Genomic DNA, 17,989 nt, shown 5'->3' with positions numbered 1-17,989 from the left:
CCCCGGGTACCCGGGGAATCCGTTCGAGATCCGTCCTTACCCTGGACCCGCTTGGTCCGCAAGAGTTTTTGCCAGGGGATGAGACAGTTGATTAACTTCTCGTTTCGTACCTTCTCAACGCACCTTCCTTCGGTCAGGGTGAGCGTCTGGGATGCCGATGGGTGGCGTCCCCCGAAGAGAAGTGAGCACACCTGTGAGGACATCACGCGCGCTGGTCGGCCCCTTGGGCCTGGCGCTCGCTGCCACCGCGGCCCTGGCCGGGACCGGACTGCCTGCAGCGGCCGAACCGTCGTCCCCGGCCCGCGCCGACGAAACTCCCGGGCGCGGCCCGGGCACCGTGAACCGGGTCGAGGAGCCCACGACGGCCGCGGTCGTCAAGCGCGCCGCGGAGACCGCGGTGGCCGGCGACCCGATCGACATGCCCACGTCGTACCCCTACCAGCCGGCACTGCGGCTCTACCGTGACAACCCCGACGACGCCGCCGACACCGCCGACCTCATGGGGCACCCCGAGATCGCGCCCAAGCTCATGGAGCTGATGGGCAAGAGCGATCGCGTCTCCGCCCAGGTCGTGGGGCAGTCCACCGAGGGGCGGGACCTCTACCTGGTCACCGTCACCGCGCCCGAGCGCGAGCAGGACACCGCTCAGCAGACGGCCTGGCGCGACAAGATCAAGAACGACCCCACCGCCGCCGCGGCCGACAGCACGCTGCTCACCCAGTACAAGACCCCCGTGTGGATGAGCAACAACATCCACGGCAACGAGTGGGAGGGCACCGATGCTGCGATGCAGTACATCGAGTACCTGGCCACGGCGCCGATGTCGGAGGTCGGCAGCATCCTGCGCAACAACCGGCTCTACTTCTCGCCGTCGCTCAACCCCGACGGGCGCACCAACGCGACCCGGGCCACCGCCGTGGGCCTGGACCCCAACCGCGACCTGATCACCAACCAGACCCCGGAGACGAGGTCCTTCATCCGCACCGCCCAGGCGGTCCAGGCGATCTACGCCGCGGACTTCCACGGCTACACGCGGGTGCTGCAGATCGAGCCCGCCGGCCCGCCGCACGGCTCGAACTACGAGTTCGACCTGATCCTGCCGCACAACTACGCCCTGGCCCTCAAGGTGGAGCAGGACGTCGTCGACGCCGCGATCCCCGGCAACACCTACCGCAACGTCGGGACCGGCGAGATCGTCTCCGAGGTCACCGACGAGGCGACCGCCCACATCAAGATCCCCTACCGCGACACCCCGTCGGGCTGGGACGACTTCCCGCCGATCTTCACCGCGCAGTACGCCGCGTTCTACGGCGCCGCGACCACCACGGTCGAGCTGCCCCTGACCCGGGGCGCCAGCGGTGGTCGCCAGACCCCGGAGCGCGCCGAGGTCAACACCGCGGTCGCCTACCAGACCATCCTCAGCATGGTCGACTACCTCAACGACCCGGTCGCGGCCCGCGAGATGGTCGAGAACCAGATCGAGACCTTCCGTCGCGGCGTGGACGGCGAGGCCAAGACGAGCGTGACCACGGAGAACATCGCCTCGGTGCCCGGGCCGTCGCAGTGGAAGGCGCTGTGGGACGTCGTCGACGACCAGGAGCCGGTGACCATGCCGCGCGCCTACGTGATCCCGGTGGGCAAGGGCCAGCGCTCGGCGCGCGACGCGACCTCGTTGGTCGAGCAGCTGCTGATGCACGAGATCGAGGTCGCCACGCTCGACGCCGCCACCACGGTCGGGGGCACGACCTACCCGGCCGGCTCCTACGTCGTCGACATGCACCAGCCCCTGCGAGGCCTGGCCAACAGCCTGCTCGACCTCGGCGACGACATCTCGTCGAAGGTGCCGTCGATGTACGACGTCTCGGCGTGGAGCTACAGCTACCTCTGGGGCGCCGACGTCGACAAGGTCGGCCTGGTCACCGGGGCCCCGCTGGGCGCCACGACCCCGGTGAGCGCCCCGACCGACGCCACCTCCGTGCCGTCGCGACCGGGCCTGACCACCTTCGACGTCGCGGGGGTCGTGGACTTCCAGGCGCTCAACGCGCTGCTCGAGGACAGCGTGCCGGTCTCGATGCTGGCTGACGGCTCCGTCGTCATCGGCGCCGACGACTTCGCCGCCGCTGCCGCGGTGGCCCGTGAGCACGGCATCGTGCTCGAGCCCGCGAGCGAGGCCGACCTCGACGCCCTCGACGACGAGGAGACCACCGCCCTCAGCGACCTGACGATCGGCTACGTCGGCACCCAGGACGACCGGCTCTCGCTGACCGAGCTCGGCTTCGACGACCTGGTCCAGCTCAGCAGCAGCAGCCTGGAGTCCGACCCGACCCTGATGGACGACGTCGACGTGCTGTGGGTGGCCTCCACCTTCAGCCCCGGCGCCGACTCGGTGGCCCGCGCCGCCGTGCAGTCCTTCGTCGACGAGGGTGGCGCCCTGCTGGGTCGCACCAACCGCGGCTTCGAGGCCGCGGTGTCCTTCGGGCTGATGAGCGGCACGGTCGTGAGTGGCAACGGCAACGGCAACGGCATCGTCGCCGTCGACACCCCGGAGGGGTCGGTGCTCGCCCCCTACGCGCAGGACCACGCCTTCATCTACCCGGCCTACTCCTTCACCGACCTCGGTGAGGACGTCTCGGTCGAGCAGACCTACGACGCCGAGAACCCGTACCTGGCCGGTCACTGGCGGGCCACCAACGCCACCAACGGTCCGGACTTCGCAGCCGGCAAGGCCTCGGTGGTCTCCTCGGTGGACGCCGAGACCGGCGCCAGGTCGATGGTCTTCGGCACCTCGGTCTTCTTCCGCACCCACCCCAAGGGCGGGCTGAGCCAGGCGGCTCGGGCGCTGATGTGGGCCGCGCCGGCCGGTGAGGCCGTCGTCGCCCCCGAGGGCGAGACCCGCGGCACCTCGACGACCACGCTCGAGGCGCAGGCCAAGAACAAGCGCAAGGCCAAGGTGACCGTCACCGTCGAGGTCGACGGTGAGCCGGGCACCGGCACCGTGCTCGTCAAGGACAAGGGCACCCGGGTCGAGGTCCTCGAGATCGCGGACGGCGACGACGGCACCGTCAAGGTGACCCTGCGCCTGGGCACCGGCCGGCACAAGCTGAAGGCCGTGCGCAAGGGCGACGACGTCGCCACGCGCAGCGCCTCCGCACCGGTCGTGCTGCGCCTGGGGTGAGCACCCGGAGCGCGGGTGAACGCCCGCTGCACGACGCCTGATCGACGACGGGCCCGCTTGGCAGCTCCTGCCGGGCGGGCCCGTCCGGCGTGCCCACGGCACCCGGACCGCCCCGGCGCCCGCCGAGGTGTCGGCGCCGGGTGGTCGAATGGCGTCCATGCCCTCGACGTACCGGCTCGTCCGCCCGCAGGCCCCCGTCGGTGGGCGCGCCGACGGTCCGCGCCTCGACGAGGACCAGCAGCGCGTCGTCGACCACGCCGAGGGGCCGCTGCTGGTGCTGGCCGGGCCCGGCACCGGCAAGACCACGACGCTGGTCGAGGCGATCGCGCGGCGCATCGAGGACGGCGCGCGTCCCGAGGAGGTGCTGGCGCTGACCTTCTCGCGCAAGGCCGCCGAGCAGCTGCGCGACCGGGTCACCGCGCGGCTGGGTCGCACGATGTCCGCGGCGCCGAGCATGACCTTCCACTCCTTCGCCTACGCCCTGCTGCGGGAGCTGTCGCCGGCCGAGCTCTACGAGGCCCCGCTGCGGCTGCTCTCGGCCCCCGAGTCGGACGTCGTGCTGCGCGAGCTGCTCGCCACCACCCCGGAGTCGGTGCGCTGGCCCTCCTCGCTCGACCACGCGCTGGGCACCCGCGGCTTCGCCCGCGAGGTGCACGCCGTGCTGTCCCGGGCCCGCGAGAAGGGCCTCGACGGGGAGTCCCTGGCGACGCTCGGGCGCGAGCACGACGCGCCCGAGCTGGTCGCCGCTGGGCTGTTCCTCGACTCCTACCTCACCAACCTCGACGCCCAGGGCGCCACCGACTACGCCGACCTGATCCGGCGCGCCACGATCGAGGCCGAGCTGCACCGCGAGCGGCTGCGCGCGCGGTGGCGCCACGTCTTCGTCGACGAGTACCAGGACACCGATCCCGGTCAGGTCGCGCTGCTGCAGGCGCTGGCCGGCGACGGCCGCAACCTCGTCGTGGTCGGCGACCCGCACCAGTCCATCTACGGCTTCCGCGGCGCCGAGGTGCGCGGCATCCTGGAGTTCCCGACCGTCTTCCCCCGGGCCGACTCCCGGCCGGCCCCCGTGGTGGCGCTGCGGACGACGCGGCGCTTCGGCCCGCGGCTGCTGGTGGCCTCGCAGCGCATCGCCGGTCGGCTCGGGCTGCCCGGCACCATCGACGAGGGGGCGCGCGAGGCGTTCCTGCGCCCGCGGGCCGAGGCCGGGTCGCTGGGCGAGGGCCGGGTGCTCGTGCGCACCTTCGACACCGAGCGGGCCGAGGCCGAGCACCTCGCCGACCTGCTGCGCCGCGCCCACCTCGAGGACGGCATCGACTGGGACGACATGGCCGTGCTGGTGCGCTCGGGGCGCAACTCGATCCCGGCGCTGCGCCGCGCCCTGGGGGCGGCCGGCGTGCCGGTCGAGGTCGCCAGCGACGAGGTGCCGCTGGTCCGCGATCCCGCGGTGCTGCCGCTGCTCGACGCGCTGCGCGCCGTGGTCACCCTCGACCTCGCCGACAGCGAGGGGGGCGCCGCCGCCCCGGAGCACGAGCAGATCACCGTCGAGCGTGCCGAGGCGATGCTGACCGGGCCGCTCGGCGGCCTCGACGCCGGCGACGTACGCCGCTTGGCGCGCCGGCTGCGCACCCGCGAGAAGGAGCGCGCCCACGCCGAGGAGCGCACGGCGCGGCCCTCGCGCGAGCTGCTGCGCGAGGCGGTGGTCGACACCGCGGTGCTCGACGGGCTGCCCGGCGGCGCCGAGGCGCCCGAGCTCGACCGGGCCCGGGCACTGGCCGGGCTGCTGGCCAGCACCCGCGCGGCGTTGCGCGCCGGGTCCTCGGCCGAGGAGCTGCTGTGGGCGCTGTGGTCGGGCTCGGGCTGGCCGGCCCGGCTGCGCCGGGGCGTGGAGTCCGGGGGCGGGGCTGCGCGTCGCGCGCACCGTGACCTCGACTCGGTCGTGGCGCTCTTCGAGGTGGCCGCGCGTGCGGAGGAGCAGCGCGACCACCTGGGGGTGCGCGCGTTCCTCGCCACGCTCGGGGCGCAGCAGATCCCCGCCGACACGTTGGCCGACCGCGGGGCCCGGGGCTCGTCGGTGCGGCTGCTCACCGCGCACCGCTCCAAGGGCCTGGAGTGGCGCCTGGTCGTGGTCGCGCACGTGCAGCAGGACGCCTGGCCCGACCTGCGTCGGCGCTCCACGCTGCTGCAGGCCGACCGGATCGGCGCCGACGGGCTGGTGCCGCCGGTCTCGACCCGCGAGCTGCTGCTCGAGGAGCGGCGGCTGTTCTACGTCGCCTGCACCCGCGCGCGCCAGCGCCTGGTGGTCACCGCCGTCCGCTCGCCCGACGACGACGGCGAGCAGCCGTCGCGCTTCCTCGACGAGCTCGGGGTCAGCGTGGAGGCCGTGGTCGGGCGACCCCGACGCCCGTTGTCGATGGACGGGCTGGTGGCCGAGCTGCGACGCACCCTGGCCGACCCGAACACCAGCGAGCCGCTGCGCGACGCCGCCGCCCGCCGGTTGCGCCGCCTCGCGGGCGAGTACGCCGGCAGCGGGCGCAGCGCGCGCCAGCTGGTGCCCCAGGCCGACCCGGCCAGCTGGTGGGGCACCCGCGCCGCCTCCCTGTCCGAGCAGCCGGTCCGGGACCCCGACCAGCCCGTGCCGATCTCGGCGAGCCTCCTCGAGGCCGTCGGGGTCTGCCCGATGCAGTGGTTCCTGGCCAAGGAGGCCGGCGGCGTGGTCCGCTCGCACCAGTCGGCCAACCTCGGCCAGATGGTGCACGCGGTGGCCGAGTGCGTCTCCTCGGGCGACCTGGTGGCCGGGCCCGACGACGTCGACGTGCTGATGGACTGTGTCGACGAGGTCTGGGACCGCCTCGAGTTCCGGACCCCCTGGTCCAAGCTGCGCGAGCACGAGCGGGTGCGCACCGCGCTGGCCCGCTTCCTGCGCTGGCACCACGCGGGCACGCGACGCCTCGTCGGCACCGAGTCGCACTTCTCCACCGTGATCGACCTGCCGGACGGCGAACGGGTCCGCCTGACCGGGTACGCCGACCGGGTCGAGCTCGACCACGACGGGCGGGTGATCGTGGTGGACCTGAAGACCGGCCGCAACGCGCCCAGCCAGAAGTCGGTCCAGCAGCACCTCCAGCTCGGCGTCTACCAGCTCGCCGTCGACCGTGGCGCCGTCGACGAGATCGTCGAGCCGCTCACCGGGGGGCCGGGCGCGTCCGGGGGAGCCGAGCTGGTGCAGCTGGGCATCGAGGACGGCTCCGACTCGGCGAAGGTGCAGGCCCAGGAGGTCCAGCCCGACGACGGACCGGCGCGCGACGACCTGCGTCGTCGCCTGCAGCAGGCCGCGGTGCTGCTGCGCCGCGAGTCGTTCCCGGCGGTCGCCGGCCAGCACTGCCGCGACTGCCCGTTCGTGCCGGTGTGTCCGATCAAGTCCGCGGGAGCGGTGGTGTCCCGATGAGCATCCCGTTCGAGCCCGTGCGCATCGACGGCCCGGAGGACCTCCAGCGGGCGATGCGCACGGCGTACGCCCCCAGCCCGCAGCAGTGGGCGGCCATCTCGGCGCCCCTGCAGCCCGCGGTCGTCGTCGCCGGCGCCGGGTCGGGCAAGACGACGCTGATGGCGGCGCGGGTGGTCCACCTCGTGCTGACCGGACAGGTGCGTCCCGACGAGGTGCTCGGCCTGACCTTCACCACCAAGGCGGCCAGCGAGCTGCGCCACCGCATCCGCGAGGCGCTGCGCACCGCGGGCGTGCTCGACGACCCCGAGCGCCCGGGGCCGCCGCCGGGCCCCGACGAGGAGGCGCCCGACGACACCCTCGAGCCGACCGTGCTCACCTACAACGCCTACGCCGCCAACCTGCTGTCCGAGCACGGTCTGCTCATCGGCCATGAGCCCGACACCCGCGTGATCACCGACGCGGCGCGCTACCAGCTCGGCGCCCGGGTCGTGGCCGGGTGGAGCGGGGACGTGCGGTTGCTCTCCGACCACCCGCCGACCGTGATCCAGAACCTGCTGGCCCTCGACGGGGCGATGAGCGAGCACCTCGTCACCGCCGACGACGTACGCCGCGTGGACGCCGATGCCCGGCGCGGCTTCGGCCAAGCGCTGGCCGAGGAGCAGGCCGGCAAGTGCCGCAAGACCTACTGCGAGCCGTTGGAGAAGGCCATGAACGCCCTCGACCGGCGCGCCGAGCTGCTCGGCCTCGTCGGTGGCTACCGACGGCTCAAGGCCGACCTGGGCCTGATGGACTTCTCCGACCAGATCGAGCTCGGCGCGCGGCTGGCCAGCCAGCAGCCCGGCGTCGGGGCCGCGGAGCGCGCCAAGTTCAAGGTGGTGCTGCTCGACGAGTACCAGGACACCTCGGTGGCGCAGGCGATCATGCTCAGCCGACTCTTCTCCGGCCCCGACGCGGCGGGCGGGCGCGGGCACGCCGTGACCGCCGTCGGCGACCCGAACCAGGCGATCTACGGCTGGCGCGGCGCCTCGGTCTCCAACATCCTCAACTTCGCCGACGGGTTCCCGGCGGCGACGCCGCAGGAGCAGGTGCCGACCTACCCGCTGACGGTCAACCGGCGCTCCGACACCCGCATCCTCGACGTCGCCAACCGCCTGGCCGGCCCGCTGCTCGAGAAGTACCGCCAGGTCGCGCCGCTCGAACCCGCCCCCGGGGCGGCGCCCGGCGTGGTCGAGGTCGGTGTGCACGAGACACACGCCGACGAGCTGGCCTGGCTCGTCGCCCAGGTGCACGCCACCCACGAGCGCGGCGGCGACTGGTCCGACATCGGGGTGCTGACCCGCGACAACAGCCACGCCGCCGACGTCTTCGACGCGCTCACCGGGGCCGGCGTCCCGGTGGAGATCGTCGGGCTCTCCGGGCTGCTGCGCCTGCCCGAGGTGGCCGAGGTGGTCGCGGTGCTGACGCTGCTGCACGACGTCACCGCCAACGAGGCGCTGCTGACGCTGCTGACCGGTCCACGATGGGCGGTGGGACCGCGCGACCTGCGCCTCCTGGCCCAGCGGGCCCGCGAGATCGCCGGTGTCAGCGGCCGGGTGGAGCACCCCGGGGTCGCCGAGCAGCTGGTTGCCATCGCCGACGGCATCGACCCGGCCGAGGTGCCCTCCCTCGACGACGCCCTCGCCGACCCCGGCGAGCTGCCCTACTCCGCGGAGGCCCTCGAGCGCTTCGCGCTGCTGGCCGGCGAGCTGCGGCTGCTGCGCACCACCGTGAGCGAGCCGCTGCTCGACGTGGTGCGGCGCATCATCGACGTCACCGGCACCGACGTCGAGCTGGCCTCCGCCGTCAGCTCCGCGGCCGGGGCCCGGCGCGACAACCTCGACCTGTTCGTCAAGGCCGTCGCGGACTTCCAGGCCGTCGACGGCGAGGTCTCGCTGGCCGCGCTGCTGGCCTACCTGACCGCCGAGGACGACCAGGGCAACGGCCTCGACCTGGCCACCCCGACGCTGGCCGACTCGGTCAAGCTGCTCACCGTGCACCGCTCCAAGGGCTTGGAGTGGGACGCGGTGTTCCTGGTCGGCACCTGCGAGACCAGGTTCCCCTCCAACCGCTCGCGCACCCTGTGGACCTCCTCGCCGGCGGTGCTGCCGGCCCCGCTGCGCGGCGACGCGCCCGACCAGCCGCAGCTCGAGGGCCACGACAAGCAGGCGCTCGACGCCTACCGCACCGCCACCCGGGCCCACGACGCCGAGGAGGAGCTCCGGCTGGGGTACGTCGCCCTGACCCGGGCTGCGCACCGCCTCGCCGTGACGTCGTACTGCTGGACCGAGCGCAGCACCCCGTTCGGGCCCTCGGACTACCAGCGCACGATCAAGGAGCAGCTCGAGGAGTGGGGGGTGGAGGTGCCCGTCTGGCGCGAACGGCCGGTCAAGGGCGACGCCAACCCCTACGACGCCGTCGACCCGTCGCGACCGTGGCCGAGCACCACCACGGGCCTCGAGACCGCGCGTCGGCTCGAGGCGGCGGCCCGCGTCCGGGCGGCGGAGCCCGGCGCCCCCGACGAGGACCTCGACGTGATCGACGGGGCCCGGGTGGCGGAGTGGGACGCCGAGCTCGACCGGTTGCTCGCCGAGGCCCGCCGCGACCGCTCCGACGAGATCGAGGTGGTGCTGCCCAGCAGCCTGTCGGCGACCGCGCTCTCGCGGCTGCGCGACGACCCCGAGGCCTTCGCCCGGGAGCTGGCCCGCCCGATGCCGCGCCCGCCGTCGTCCGCGGCCCGCTTCGGCACCCGCTTCCACGCCTGGGTGGAGGCCCGCTTCGGGCAGCAGGACCTCTTCGACCTCGACGACCTGCCGGGGCGCGGCGACGCCGGGATCGACGACGACGCCGACCTCGCCGACCTCGTGCGGACGTTCGAGACCGGCCCCTTCGCGACCCGGGTGCCCCACCGGGTGGAGGCGCCGTTCTCGCTGGTCCTGGCGGGCCAGGTGGTGCGCGGTCGCATCGACGCGGTCTACCAGGACCCGGACGGGTCCTTCCTGCTGGTGGACTGGAAGACCAACCGCGGGACCGACGCCGACCCGCTCCAGCTCGCGATCTACCGCACCGCCTGGGCCGAGCTGGAGGGTGTGCCGGTCGAGCAGGTGCGCACCGCCTTCTACTACGTGCGCAGCGGCACCCTCATCGAGCCGGAGGACCTGCCGGGTCGCGAGCAGCTCGAGCACCTGCTGGCCGGGTCGTAGGGTCGCGGCATGGACATCCAGCCCAGTACGCAGTCCGGCGCCCAGGTCGTCGTGGTGGTCGGAGCCGGCCCCGGGGTCAGCGGCTCGCTGGCGCGCCGCTGTGCCGCAGAGGGGTGGCAGGTGGGTCTCGTCGGTCTCGACGAGCACGCGCTCGCGGACCTGGCCGCCACGCTGGTGCCTGCCCGGGTCGAACGCCGGATCGCCGACCTGACGGACCCCGTCGCCGGCGCGCAGGCCGTGGCGGGGCTGGGGGAGCGGTTCGGTCGCATCGACCTGCTGCACGTCAACCCCAGCGCCTACCGGGAGGCAGATCCGCTGCACCTGGGCGTCGAGGAGCTGCTCGAGGACGTCCGTCTCGGGGTGGGCTCGCTGCTCACCGCCGTCCAGGCCGCCCACCCCTACCTCGTCCGCGGCGCGCGGGTCACCGTCACCGGGTCCATGGCCGCCGACCAGCCCTCGCCCGTCGCCGCGTCCCTGGGCGTGCAGAAGGCAGGGGTGCGCAACCTCGTGCACTCCCTCGACGCCACCCTCGCCCCCGAGGGCGTCCGCGCGGTCTCGGTCACCGTGCGCGGCGCCCTGGCCCGGGAGGGCACGTTCAGCCACGACGCCGTCGCGGCCGCGATCCTCGACGCCTCCCGCCAGGACGAGGCCGACTGGCGCTCGGAGGTCTCCTACCCGTCGGTGTGAGGCACGAGGGCCCGGGACACCCCACGCGCCGCGAACCGCCCGGCCCGGTTGGCGCCGATGGTGCTGGCCGAGGGGCCGTACCCGACGAGCTGCACGCGGGGGTCCTCGACCGCGGTGGTGCCGTGGGCGTCGAGCTGGATGCCCCCGAGCCCGCTGCGCAGGCGCAGCGGCGCCAGGTGCCGGACCGCGGGCCGGAAGCCGGTGGCCCAGACGACGGCCTGGGCCGGCTCGAAGGATCCGTCGTCCCAGCGCACGCCGTCGCGCTCGAGGGAGGCGAACATCGGCAGGCGGCGGTAGGCGCCGAGCTCCTGCGCCGCGCGCTCCTGCTCGCGCAGCGCCAGGCCGGTCACGCCGACCACGCTGGCGGGCGGCAGGCCCCGGCGCACGCGGTCGTGGACGAGGGCGACGGCCGCTCGGCCGACCTCGGGGGTGAAGTCGTCGGTGCGCCATAGCGGTGGCCGCCGGGTGACCCACAGCGTGTCGGTGACCAGGGCGATCTCGCCGAGCAGCTGCACGGCCGAGGCGCCCCCGCCGACCACCACGGTGCGCAGACCACGGAAGGCCTCGGCGCCGGGGTAGTCGCGGGTGTGCACCTGCGGACCGGCGAAGTCGTGGGCACCCGGGTAGGCCGGCACGTAGGGCTGCGACCAGGTGCCGGTGGCGTTGACCAGCGTGCGCGTCAGCCAGGTGCGCTCCTGAGCGTGCACGCTCAGCAGCGCGCCGGGCCCGTCGGTGACCCGGTCGACCCGGACCGGACGCAGCACGGGCAGGTCGTGGCGCCGCTCGTACGCCGCGAAGTACGCCGGCACGGCCCGGTTGGCCGCCTCGCGGCGGGGGAGCGTCGGCCCCGGCTGCTGGCGGTCCTCGTCGGGCAGCTCGTGCACGCCGTGGACGTCGTGCATGCTCAGCGAGTCCCACCGGTGCTGCCACGCGCCACCGGGCGCCGCGTCGGCGTCGAGCACGAGGTGGTCGACACCGCGCCGCGCGAGGTGGAACGAGGCGGACAGGCCCGCCTGCCCGGCGCCGATCACGATGCTGTCCCAGACCTCCACGTCGGAGGAACACCGACCGCGCCCCCTGCTGTTCCGCGCGCTACGGTCGGCGGCGTGAGCTTCCCGCACGAGCAGATGTCCGCCGACCCCCACGACCGTTCCGCGTGGCACCGCACCGACGACGCCTGGCTCGACGAACGCTGGGCCGATCCGGACAGTCGGGTCCTCGTGGTCTCAGGCACGCGGATCCGTCCCCGCGACGGTCGGGTCGACTGGGTTCCGCCCGCCGAGGCGCCCGAGGGGCTGCGGGTGCTGCTCGGGGAGTGGCACGGGCACGCGTGGTTCGCCGTCGTGACCGGCGCCGACGTGTCGCGCTCCGGGGACGGCTGGATGCCGCTGCGTGGACTGCTGCCCTCGCTGGCCGACGACGCACTGGCCTACGCGCCGCTGGTCTTCCACGCCCTGGGGCTGGCCGAGTGGCTCTTCGTGACCCGCTTCTGCCCGCGCTGCGCCGGGGCGCTCGAACCGCGCAAGTCCGGGCACGAGCTGGTGTGCATCCAGTGCGGCACGTCGCAGTTCCCCCGCACCGACCCGGCCGTGATCATGGTCGTCACCGCCGGGGAGCCCGGCAGCGACGACGAGCGCTGTCTCCTGGGTCGGCAGAGCATCTGGCTCGAGGGGCGCTTCTCGACCCTGGCCGGGTTCTGCGAGCCGGGGGAGAGCCTGGAGGACGCCGTGCGCCGTGAGGTGCTCGAGGAGACCGGGGTGCACGTCGGCGACGTCACCTACTTCGGCAACCAGCCGTGGCCGCTGCCGGGGAGCCTGATGGTCGGCTTCTCCGCGCTGGCCACCAGCACCGAGATCCAGGTCGACCACGACGAGCTCGAGGACGCGCGCTGGTTCACCCGCGCCGAGATGCGCGAGCAGGCCGAGGCCGGGACCCTGGTGCTGCCCGGCGGGGTCTCCATCAGCCGGTCGCTGGTCGAGCACTGGTACGGCGGGCCGCTCCCCGGCCAGTGGTGAGCCCAGTAGTGAGCCCGGTCAGGCCAGCGCGGCCAGCTTCTCCTTGACCTGCACCAGCGAGGGGTTGGTCAGCGCGGCGCCGTCGGCGAACACCAGCGTCGGGACGGTCTGGTTGCCGTTGTTGGCCTTCTCGACGATCTCGACGGCGGCCGGGTCCTGCTCGATGTCGACGATCGTGAACGGGATGCCCTCGCGGTCCAGCTGCGACTTCAGGCGGTGGCAGTAGCCGCACCACGGAGTGCTGTACATGGTGAACCCGCCGGACGGGCTGTTCGGGGTGGTCTCCACAGGGGCTTCGGTGCTCATGTCGGGCTGTCGCCTCCGGCATCTAGGGTGGGTGCGGTCCCTGAAGCCAACCACCCCCACCCCGGAGTTGTTCCCACCCCATGCCCGATGCCGATGCCCTGCTCTCCGCGCTCGACCCCGAGCAGCGCCAGGTGGCAGAAGCCCTGCGGGGCCCCGTGCGGGTGCTGGCCGGAGCCGGGACCGGCAAGACCCGCGCGATCACCCACCGCATCGCCTACGGCGTGGCCACCGGCGTCTACTCGCCTACCGAGGTGCTCGCCGTCACCTTCACGACCCGCGCCGCGGGCGAGATGCGCCAACGGCTGCGCACGATGGGCACCGGCGCGGTCCAGGCCCGCACCTTCCACGCCGCGGCCCTGCGCCAGCTGCGCTACTTCTGGCCGCACGTGCACGGCACCGAGCTGCCCCGGCTGATCGAGTCGAAGATCCCGCTGCTCGTCGGCGCCGCCCGTCGGCAGCGGGTCCGCGCCGACCAGGCCCTGTTGCGCGACCTGGCCTCCGAGGTCGAGTGGGCCAAGGTCAGCAACGTCCACCCCGACGACTACGCGAAGGAGGCCACGCGCCGCGGCCGCAGCGTCACCGGCCACGACGCCGAGACTGTCGCGCGGATCTTCGGCAGCTACGAGGAGGTCAAGCGCGGCGAGGGTCGGATGGACATGGAGGACATCCTGCTGCTGACCGCCGGCATGCTCGCCGACGACGAGCGGGTGGCCGCGCAGGTGCGCCGGCAGTACAAGTACTTCGTGGTCGACGAGTTCCAGGACGTCTCGCCGCTGCAGTCGGCGCTGCTCGACCTGTGGCTCGGCGGGCGCGACGAGCTCTGCGTCGTCGGGGACCCGGCCCAGACGATCTACTCCTTCGCCGGCGCCAACGCCGACTACCTGCGTGACTTCCCGACCAAGCACGCCGGGACCACGTCGGTGGAGCTGGTGCGCAACTACCGCTCCACACCCGAGGTGGTCGCGGCCGCCAACAGCCTGCTCGCCGGTTCGACGACCACCAGCGTGTCGCTGCGTTCCCAGCGCCCCTCGGGCCGCGCGGTCGACTTCCGCTCGGCGCCCGACGAGGTGTCCGAGGCCGAGGCCGTGGCCGCCCGCATCCTCGAGCTGCGCGAGGCCGGCAGCTCGATGGGTGAGGTCGCGATCCTGTTCCGCATCAACGCGCAGTCCGAGACCTTCGAGGAGGCGCTGTCGGCGCGCAAGATCCCCTACATCGTGCGCGGTGCGGCGCGCTTCTTCGACCGCCCGGAGGTGCGCGAGGCCGTGACCCGCATCCGCGGCGCGGCGCGCAGCGGCCAGGGCGAGGAGCTCGTGGAGCTGGTGCGCTCGACGTTGGCGGGCATGGGGTGGACCTCCGTGCCGCCGACCGGGCGCGGTCAGACCCGCGACCGCTGGGAGTCCTGGCAGGCGCTGGTCGACCAGGCCGAGGAGTTCGCCGCGGGGGAGGGCAAGGACCAGGACGACCCGGCCGGTGCCTTCGTCGACGACCTCGACCGTCGGGTCGCCGAGCAGCACGCCCCGGTGGCCGAGGGCGTCACCCTGGCCACCTTCCACGCCGCGAAGGGTCTCGAGTGGGACCACGTGTTCCTGTGCGGCTTGCAGGACGGCACGCTGCCGATCACCTACGCCGACACCCCGGCGGCGGTGGAGGAGGAGCGCCGTCTCCTCTACGTCGGGATGACGCGTGCCCGCCTCGAGCTGTCGTGCTCGTGGTCGCTGGCGCGCAACCCGGGCGGACGAGGCTCGCGCAAGCCCTCGCGCTTCCTCGACCCGCTGCTGCCCGAGGAGGCGCGGCCCAAGCCCGCCGGCTCGACGCGCTCCGGCCGTGCGATGACGTGCCGCGAGTGCGGGACCCCGCTGCACACGCCGGCCGACAAGAAGCGGGCGCGCTGCGCGGACTGCCCGGCCTCCTACGACGAGGCGCTGTTCGAGCGCCTGCGTGAGTGGCGCAAGGAGCGTGCCGCACAGGACAGCGTGCCTGCGTTCGTGGTCTTCCCCGACCTCACCCTCGAGCTGATCGCCGAGGCGAAGCCGCAGAGCCAGGAGGCGCTGCTGCGCATCAGCGGCATCGGCCGCCAGAAGCTCGAGCGCTACGGCGAGGACGTGCTCGCCGTCATCGGCTGAGCGCTCCGGAGAAAAGTTCAGAAATACCTATTAAATGGTTTGCCCATGACAACGAGGGGCGACTAGTTTACCTAGCAGCACACAGCGCACCGGGCCCTGACGAGGCCCGCGCACGAGACTTCGAGGAGGTGGAGCACATGTTCAGCATCCAGATCGCGACGACGGCCATGACCGCCGCGACGACTGCCGCGCCCTCGCGCGCCTACGGCACCGCTGTGCCCACCTCCGCTCGCCACACCGTCTTCGGTGCCGACCTGGGTGGCCGTGGCGTCGAGGCGCCGGCACGCATCGATGCCACCGTCCCGGGGAACCCTGTCTGGAGACCACCGACCTGCTGAGAGCAGTCGTCGATGAGCCTCCAGGCCGCGGAACCCGAAACCGGGATCCGCGGCCTTTGTGTTTGCCCAGCGGTCCCCCCACTCCCGCCGTGACCCACGGCGATCAGTTCCCACCCGCTACCAGGTCGACAAGGAGGTGACATCCATGACCACCAGCGTTCTCGACCGCACCGCCGAACCCAGCCTGGGCCAGCTGCACGACCAGGCCGAGCGGGCCGCGGAGGACCAGATGCCGTGCCGGGCCGCCGGCCCCGAGCTCTGGTTCGCCGAGTCCCCTCGCGACGTCGAGCTCGCCAAGGCGCTCTGCCTGGACTGCCCGGTCCGACAGCTGTGCCTGGCCGGCGCCCTCGAACGCCGCGAGCCCTGGGGCGTGTGGGGCGGCGAGCTCTTCCTGCAAGGCGTCGTCATCCCGCGCAAGCGCCCCCGGGGCCGGCCCCGCAAGAACGAGCAGGCCGCCTGAGCACCCGCACCACCGTCCCGCACCACCTCCACCACCCAGACCAGTGAGAGAGCACCCCATGAGCTACCAGCCAGACACCCTCGCCGCGGCGCGCATCAGCGCCCGGCTCGACGAGGCAGGGCAACGACGACGAGGCCATGAGCTGGCCCGCGCACGCCGGTACACCCGGCGGGCCGAGCGGGCAGCCGAGCAGGCCAGCATCGCGTTCGCCCGGGCGCTCTGAGCGCCACCACCTCGTCACGGAAGACAGAGACACCATGACCACGACCACGAACCGGAGCACGATCATGAACTTGATGCACGAGAACCTGGCACGCGTACAAATGGCCGCGCGCCTGGGAGAGGCGCAGTCACGTCGTCGCGGCTACCAGCTCGCCCGGGCGCAGCGCCTGAGCCGCAAGGCCGAGTCCGCCGCGCAGCAGGCGCGCCTGGCCCTGGCCCGAGCCCTGTAGATCAGCCCCTGCAGGCCAGCCCTGAAGATCAACACCCACCCGGCAACCGGGCGCGAGAGACCTCGCGCCCGGTTGTCGGCATGCCTAGGGTGGGTGGATGCGCACCTGTGACTTCTGCGGACGTGCGGAGGACGACGCCGCGGCGAGCCTGACCTGGTCCACCGCGGTGGAGCGCGGCCGCACCCGCACGTTCTGCGACGAGTGCTCGCGAGAGCACCTGCGCGCGATGGAGGGCAAGCTCGACTCCGAGTGGTGGTGAGGCCTCAGCCGGTCGCCAGCACGTCCCACGCGCACCCGCAGTGGGGGTGGCGCAGCCGCGGCTCGGCGGTCGGGGCGAGGTCCGGGCCGAGCCCGATCGTCGCCGACCAGGTCGAGGGCCGTTCACCGTCGAGGTGACGCACCACGTCGCGGACCGCCCAGGCGACCGCCAGGTGCCGCAGCGCGGGGTCGCTCGGCTCCGGTGCGAGCGCGCCCGGAGCCGGGCCGGCCCGGTGCGCGTGCTGGGCCAGCACCACCGCTCGCCGGGGATCGCGGTCCCCGGCGTGCGCGTCGAGGCAGCGCAGGCAGGCGGTGCGTCCGGGCACCACGAACGGGCCGAGCAGGTAGGACTCCAGCTGCGCGGTGACCAGCAGGTGCGGCACCTGCTCGCGCACCAGCTCGTCGACGAGCTCGCGGTCGGGCTCGGGGCCGACGACCAGCACCAGGGTCGGGTCCTCGTGCGCCCGGCCCCGGCCCGGGCCGGTGGCGCACAGGCCGATCCCGCAGTCCCGCAGCAGGGACACCACCTCGGCGTGCAGCCCGGGTGCGGCCAGCACCTGGACCCTCGCCTCGCCGCGCACGCGGAGGCGGCGTACGGCGTCGACGGGGGCCTCGCAGAAGGCCGCCGCCACGCCGGCGTCGTCCAGCCCGCCGCCGGCCCGCGCGGCGGTCAGGCAGCTCTCGAGGTCGCCCGCGTCGACGAGCAGCCCCGCGGCGGCCAGCGCCGTCAGGGCCCGCGCGCCCCGGGCGAGGTCCCGCTGCGGGACGTCGGCGCGGGGGTCGGGCGACTCCAGCGCCCGCAGGAGCGCGCGCACCTCGGGGTGGTCCTCGAGGACCACCCGGCGCGGCGCCCCCAGACCGACCTGGAGGTGCCGGTCGTCGCGGCGGTAGACCCCGGCCCCGGGCAGGAGACGTGGCCGCCCGGGCAGGGCGGGGGCGAGGGGCGGCGGTGGCGGGGCGCTCATGACGTCCTCCTACCCAGTCCGGGCCCCGGATGCACCCGGTCTCCACAGACGGCGACGGCCCCGGACCGAGGTCCGGGGCCGCCACCAGGAGTGCCGGGTGTGGCTCAGGCCTTGCCGAGGATGCGGTTGAGGTTGGTGCCGCAGACGGGGCACACGGCCTTGGCCATGCGGGTGCCCTTGTCGTTCACCTTGACCTCGCCCTCCGCCTCGCGCTTCTCCTTGCACTTCACGCAGTAGAACTCGCCGCTCCAGGTCTCCGCCATGACGGCCTCCTTGCTTGTCTCTCTCGGGTCCTCACAGCGGGGGTGGTGCTGCCCGCCGGTGTCCGCGGCGGGTGCCAGTGGACCGGGACGACCCTACGGCACCGGCGCCGCCGCGCCTGTGGACAGGCCTGTGGACAACGCGGTCGAAACCGTGGATATCGGTGGAGGACACGCGGGGGAGCGGGGGACAGGCCTGTGGACAACTGCGCCCGACCTGACGTCGTACGCTGCTCTGACCAGCACCGACGCTCCTCCACCGC

15 protein-coding genes are annotated in these 17,989 nt (G+C 73.8%); 11 read left to right on the top strand and 4 right to left on the bottom strand.

From position 1 onward, the window contains the following. The first annotated feature begins 193 nt into the window (after positions 1–193). From I601_RS00315 to I601_RS00300, 4 genes are all read left to right on the top strand, one after another. Complete coding sequence (locus tag I601_RS00315) at positions 194–3,175, top strand: M14 family zinc carboxypeptidase (RefSeq protein WP_157519783.1); 2,982 nt, start codon at positions 194–196, stop codon at positions 3,173–3,175. A gap of 157 nt (positions 3,176–3,332) precedes the next feature. Next, positions 3,333–6,623, top strand: a complete 3,291-nt coding sequence (locus tag I601_RS00310; RefSeq protein WP_068114049.1) for an ATP-dependent helicase — start codon at positions 3,333–3,335, stop codon at positions 6,621–6,623. Further along, on the top strand, positions 6,620–9,862 hold the full coding sequence (locus I601_RS00305; protein ID WP_084526953.1) for an ATP-dependent DNA helicase: 3,243 nt from the start codon (positions 6,620–6,622) through the stop codon (positions 9,860–9,862). The genes I601_RS00310 and I601_RS00305 overlap by 4 nt, the downstream gene beginning before the upstream one ends. 9 nt (positions 9,863–9,871) lie before the next feature. Further along, the gene (locus tag I601_RS00300; RefSeq protein WP_068104993.1) at positions 9,872–10,549 is read left to right on the top strand and encodes an SDR family oxidoreductase; all 678 of its coding nucleotides are present in this window, start codon (positions 9,872–9,874) and stop codon (positions 10,547–10,549) included. Here the strand turns inward: I601_RS00300 and I601_RS00295 are convergent. Further along, on the bottom strand, positions 10,534–11,601 hold the full coding sequence (locus tag I601_RS00295) for an NAD(P)-binding domain-containing protein (RefSeq protein ID WP_068104991.1): 1,068 nt from the start codon (positions 11,599–11,601) through the stop codon (positions 10,534–10,536). The two genes, I601_RS00300 and I601_RS00295, sit on opposite strands and share 16 nt — an antisense overlap. 54 nt (positions 11,602–11,655) lie before the next feature. Between I601_RS00295 and nudC the strand changes: the two genes are divergently transcribed. Then, complete coding sequence (nudC, locus tag I601_RS00290; protein ID WP_084526951.1) at positions 11,656–12,564, top strand: NAD(+) diphosphatase; 909 nt, start codon at positions 11,656–11,658, stop codon at positions 12,562–12,564. An 18-nt stretch (positions 12,565–12,582) separates the two neighbouring features. Here nudC and I601_RS00285 read toward each other — a convergent pair whose 3' ends face one another. Next, the gene (locus I601_RS00285; RefSeq protein WP_068104986.1) at positions 12,583–12,870 is read right to left on the bottom strand and encodes a mycoredoxin; all 288 of its coding nucleotides are present in this window, start codon (positions 12,868–12,870) and stop codon (positions 12,583–12,585) included. 80 nt (positions 12,871–12,950) lie between these two features. On the opposite strand from I601_RS00285, the gene I601_RS00280 reads away from it, so the two are divergent. The 6 genes from I601_RS00280 (at position 12,951) to I601_RS21300 (ending at position 16,502) form a co-directional block, all read left to right on the top strand. Then, entirely contained in the window at positions 12,951–14,993 is a 2,043-nt protein-coding gene (locus I601_RS00280; RefSeq protein WP_068104982.1) for an ATP-dependent DNA helicase UvrD2, read from the top strand. Between the two features lie 137 nt (positions 14,994–15,130). Beyond that, positions 15,131–15,331 (top strand): hypothetical protein, encoded by a 201-nt coding sequence (locus I601_RS00275; protein WP_068104979.1) that lies wholly within the window; start codon positions 15,131–15,133, stop codon positions 15,329–15,331. A 145-nt stretch (positions 15,332–15,476) separates the two neighbouring features. Then, a complete protein-coding gene (locus I601_RS00270; RefSeq protein WP_068104977.1) occupies positions 15,477–15,791 on the top strand; it encodes a WhiB family transcriptional regulator in 315 nt (104 codons plus the stop codon). Positions 15,792–15,849: 58 nt separating this feature from the next. After that, a complete protein-coding gene (locus tag I601_RS21305; protein WP_169834644.1) occupies positions 15,850–16,014 on the top strand; it encodes a hypothetical protein in 165 nt (54 codons plus the stop codon). A 34-nt stretch (positions 16,015–16,048) separates the two neighbouring features. Further along, positions 16,049–16,243 carry a hypothetical protein gene (locus I601_RS00265; protein ID WP_068104974.1) on the top strand — a complete coding sequence of 65 codons (195 nt, stop codon included), beginning with the start codon at positions 16,049–16,051 and terminating at the stop codon, positions 16,241–16,243. Positions 16,244–16,340: 97 nt separating this feature from the next. Continuing rightward, complete coding sequence (locus I601_RS21300; RefSeq protein WP_169834643.1) at positions 16,341–16,502, top strand: hypothetical protein; 162 nt, start codon at positions 16,341–16,343, stop codon at positions 16,500–16,502. A gap of 4 nt (positions 16,503–16,506) precedes the next feature. Here I601_RS21300 and I601_RS00260 read toward each other — a convergent pair whose 3' ends face one another. Both I601_RS00260 and I601_RS21295 read right to left on the bottom strand, forming a co-directional pair. After that, the gene (locus I601_RS00260) at positions 16,507–17,466 is read right to left on the bottom strand and encodes a hypothetical protein (RefSeq protein WP_068104972.1); all 960 of its coding nucleotides are present in this window, start codon (positions 17,464–17,466) and stop codon (positions 16,507–16,509) included. A 104-nt stretch (positions 17,467–17,570) separates the two neighbouring features. Continuing rightward, entirely contained in the window at positions 17,571–17,729 is a 159-nt protein-coding gene (locus I601_RS21295; RefSeq protein ID WP_011754982.1) for a DUF5679 domain-containing protein, read from the bottom strand. Between the last annotated feature and the right edge of the window lie 260 nt (positions 17,730–17,989).

The sequence above is a fragment of the Nocardioides dokdonensis FR1436 genome, from assembly GCF_001653335.1.
In the GTDB taxonomy this organism is placed as follows: domain Bacteria; phylum Actinomycetota; class Actinomycetes; order Propionibacteriales; family Nocardioidaceae; genus Nocardioides; species Nocardioides dokdonensis.
The sequence above is the reverse complement of the archived record's forward strand: the minus strand, read 5'-3'. Positions and strand labels throughout refer to the sequence as shown.

What these genes read in the sequence shown, in the direction of transcription:
- I601_RS21300 (WP_169834643.1), top strand. Translation starts at nt 16,341, where the DNA reads ATGCGCACCTGTGACTTCTGCGGACGTGCGGAGGACGACGCCGCGGCG.
- I601_RS00300 (WP_068104993.1), top strand. Translation starts at nt 9,872, where the DNA reads ATGGACATCCAGCCCAGTACGCAGTCCGGCGCCCAGGTCGTCGTGGTG.
- I601_RS00280 (WP_068104982.1), top strand. Translation starts at nt 12,951, where the DNA reads ATGCCCGATGCCGATGCCCTGCTCTCCGCGCTCGACCCCGAGCAGCGC.
- I601_RS21295 (WP_011754982.1), bottom strand. Translation starts at nt 17,729, where the DNA reads ATGGCGGAGACCTGGAGCGGCGAGTTCTACTGCGTGAAGTGCAAGGAG.
- I601_RS00260 (WP_068104972.1), bottom strand. Translation starts at nt 17,466, where the DNA reads ATGAGCGCCCCGCCACCGCCGCCCCTCGCCCCCGCCCTGCCCGGGCGG.
- I601_RS21305 (WP_169834644.1), top strand. Translation starts at nt 15,850, where the DNA reads ATGAGCTACCAGCCAGACACCCTCGCCGCGGCGCGCATCAGCGCCCGG.
- I601_RS00275 (WP_068104979.1), top strand. Translation starts at nt 15,131, where the DNA reads ATGTTCAGCATCCAGATCGCGACGACGGCCATGACCGCCGCGACGACT.
- I601_RS00285 (WP_068104986.1), bottom strand. Translation starts at nt 12,870, where the DNA reads ATGAGCACCGAAGCCCCTGTGGAGACCACCCCGAACAGCCCGTCCGGC.
- I601_RS00270 (WP_068104977.1), top strand. Translation starts at nt 15,477, where the DNA reads ATGACCACCAGCGTTCTCGACCGCACCGCCGAACCCAGCCTGGGCCAG.
- I601_RS00265 (WP_068104974.1), top strand. Translation starts at nt 16,049, where the DNA reads ATGACCACGACCACGAACCGGAGCACGATCATGAACTTGATGCACGAG.
- I601_RS00305 (WP_084526953.1), top strand. Translation starts at nt 6,620, where the DNA reads ATGAGCATCCCGTTCGAGCCCGTGCGCATCGACGGCCCGGAGGACCTC.
- I601_RS00310 (WP_068114049.1), top strand. Translation starts at nt 3,333, where the DNA reads ATGCCCTCGACGTACCGGCTCGTCCGCCCGCAGGCCCCCGTCGGTGGG.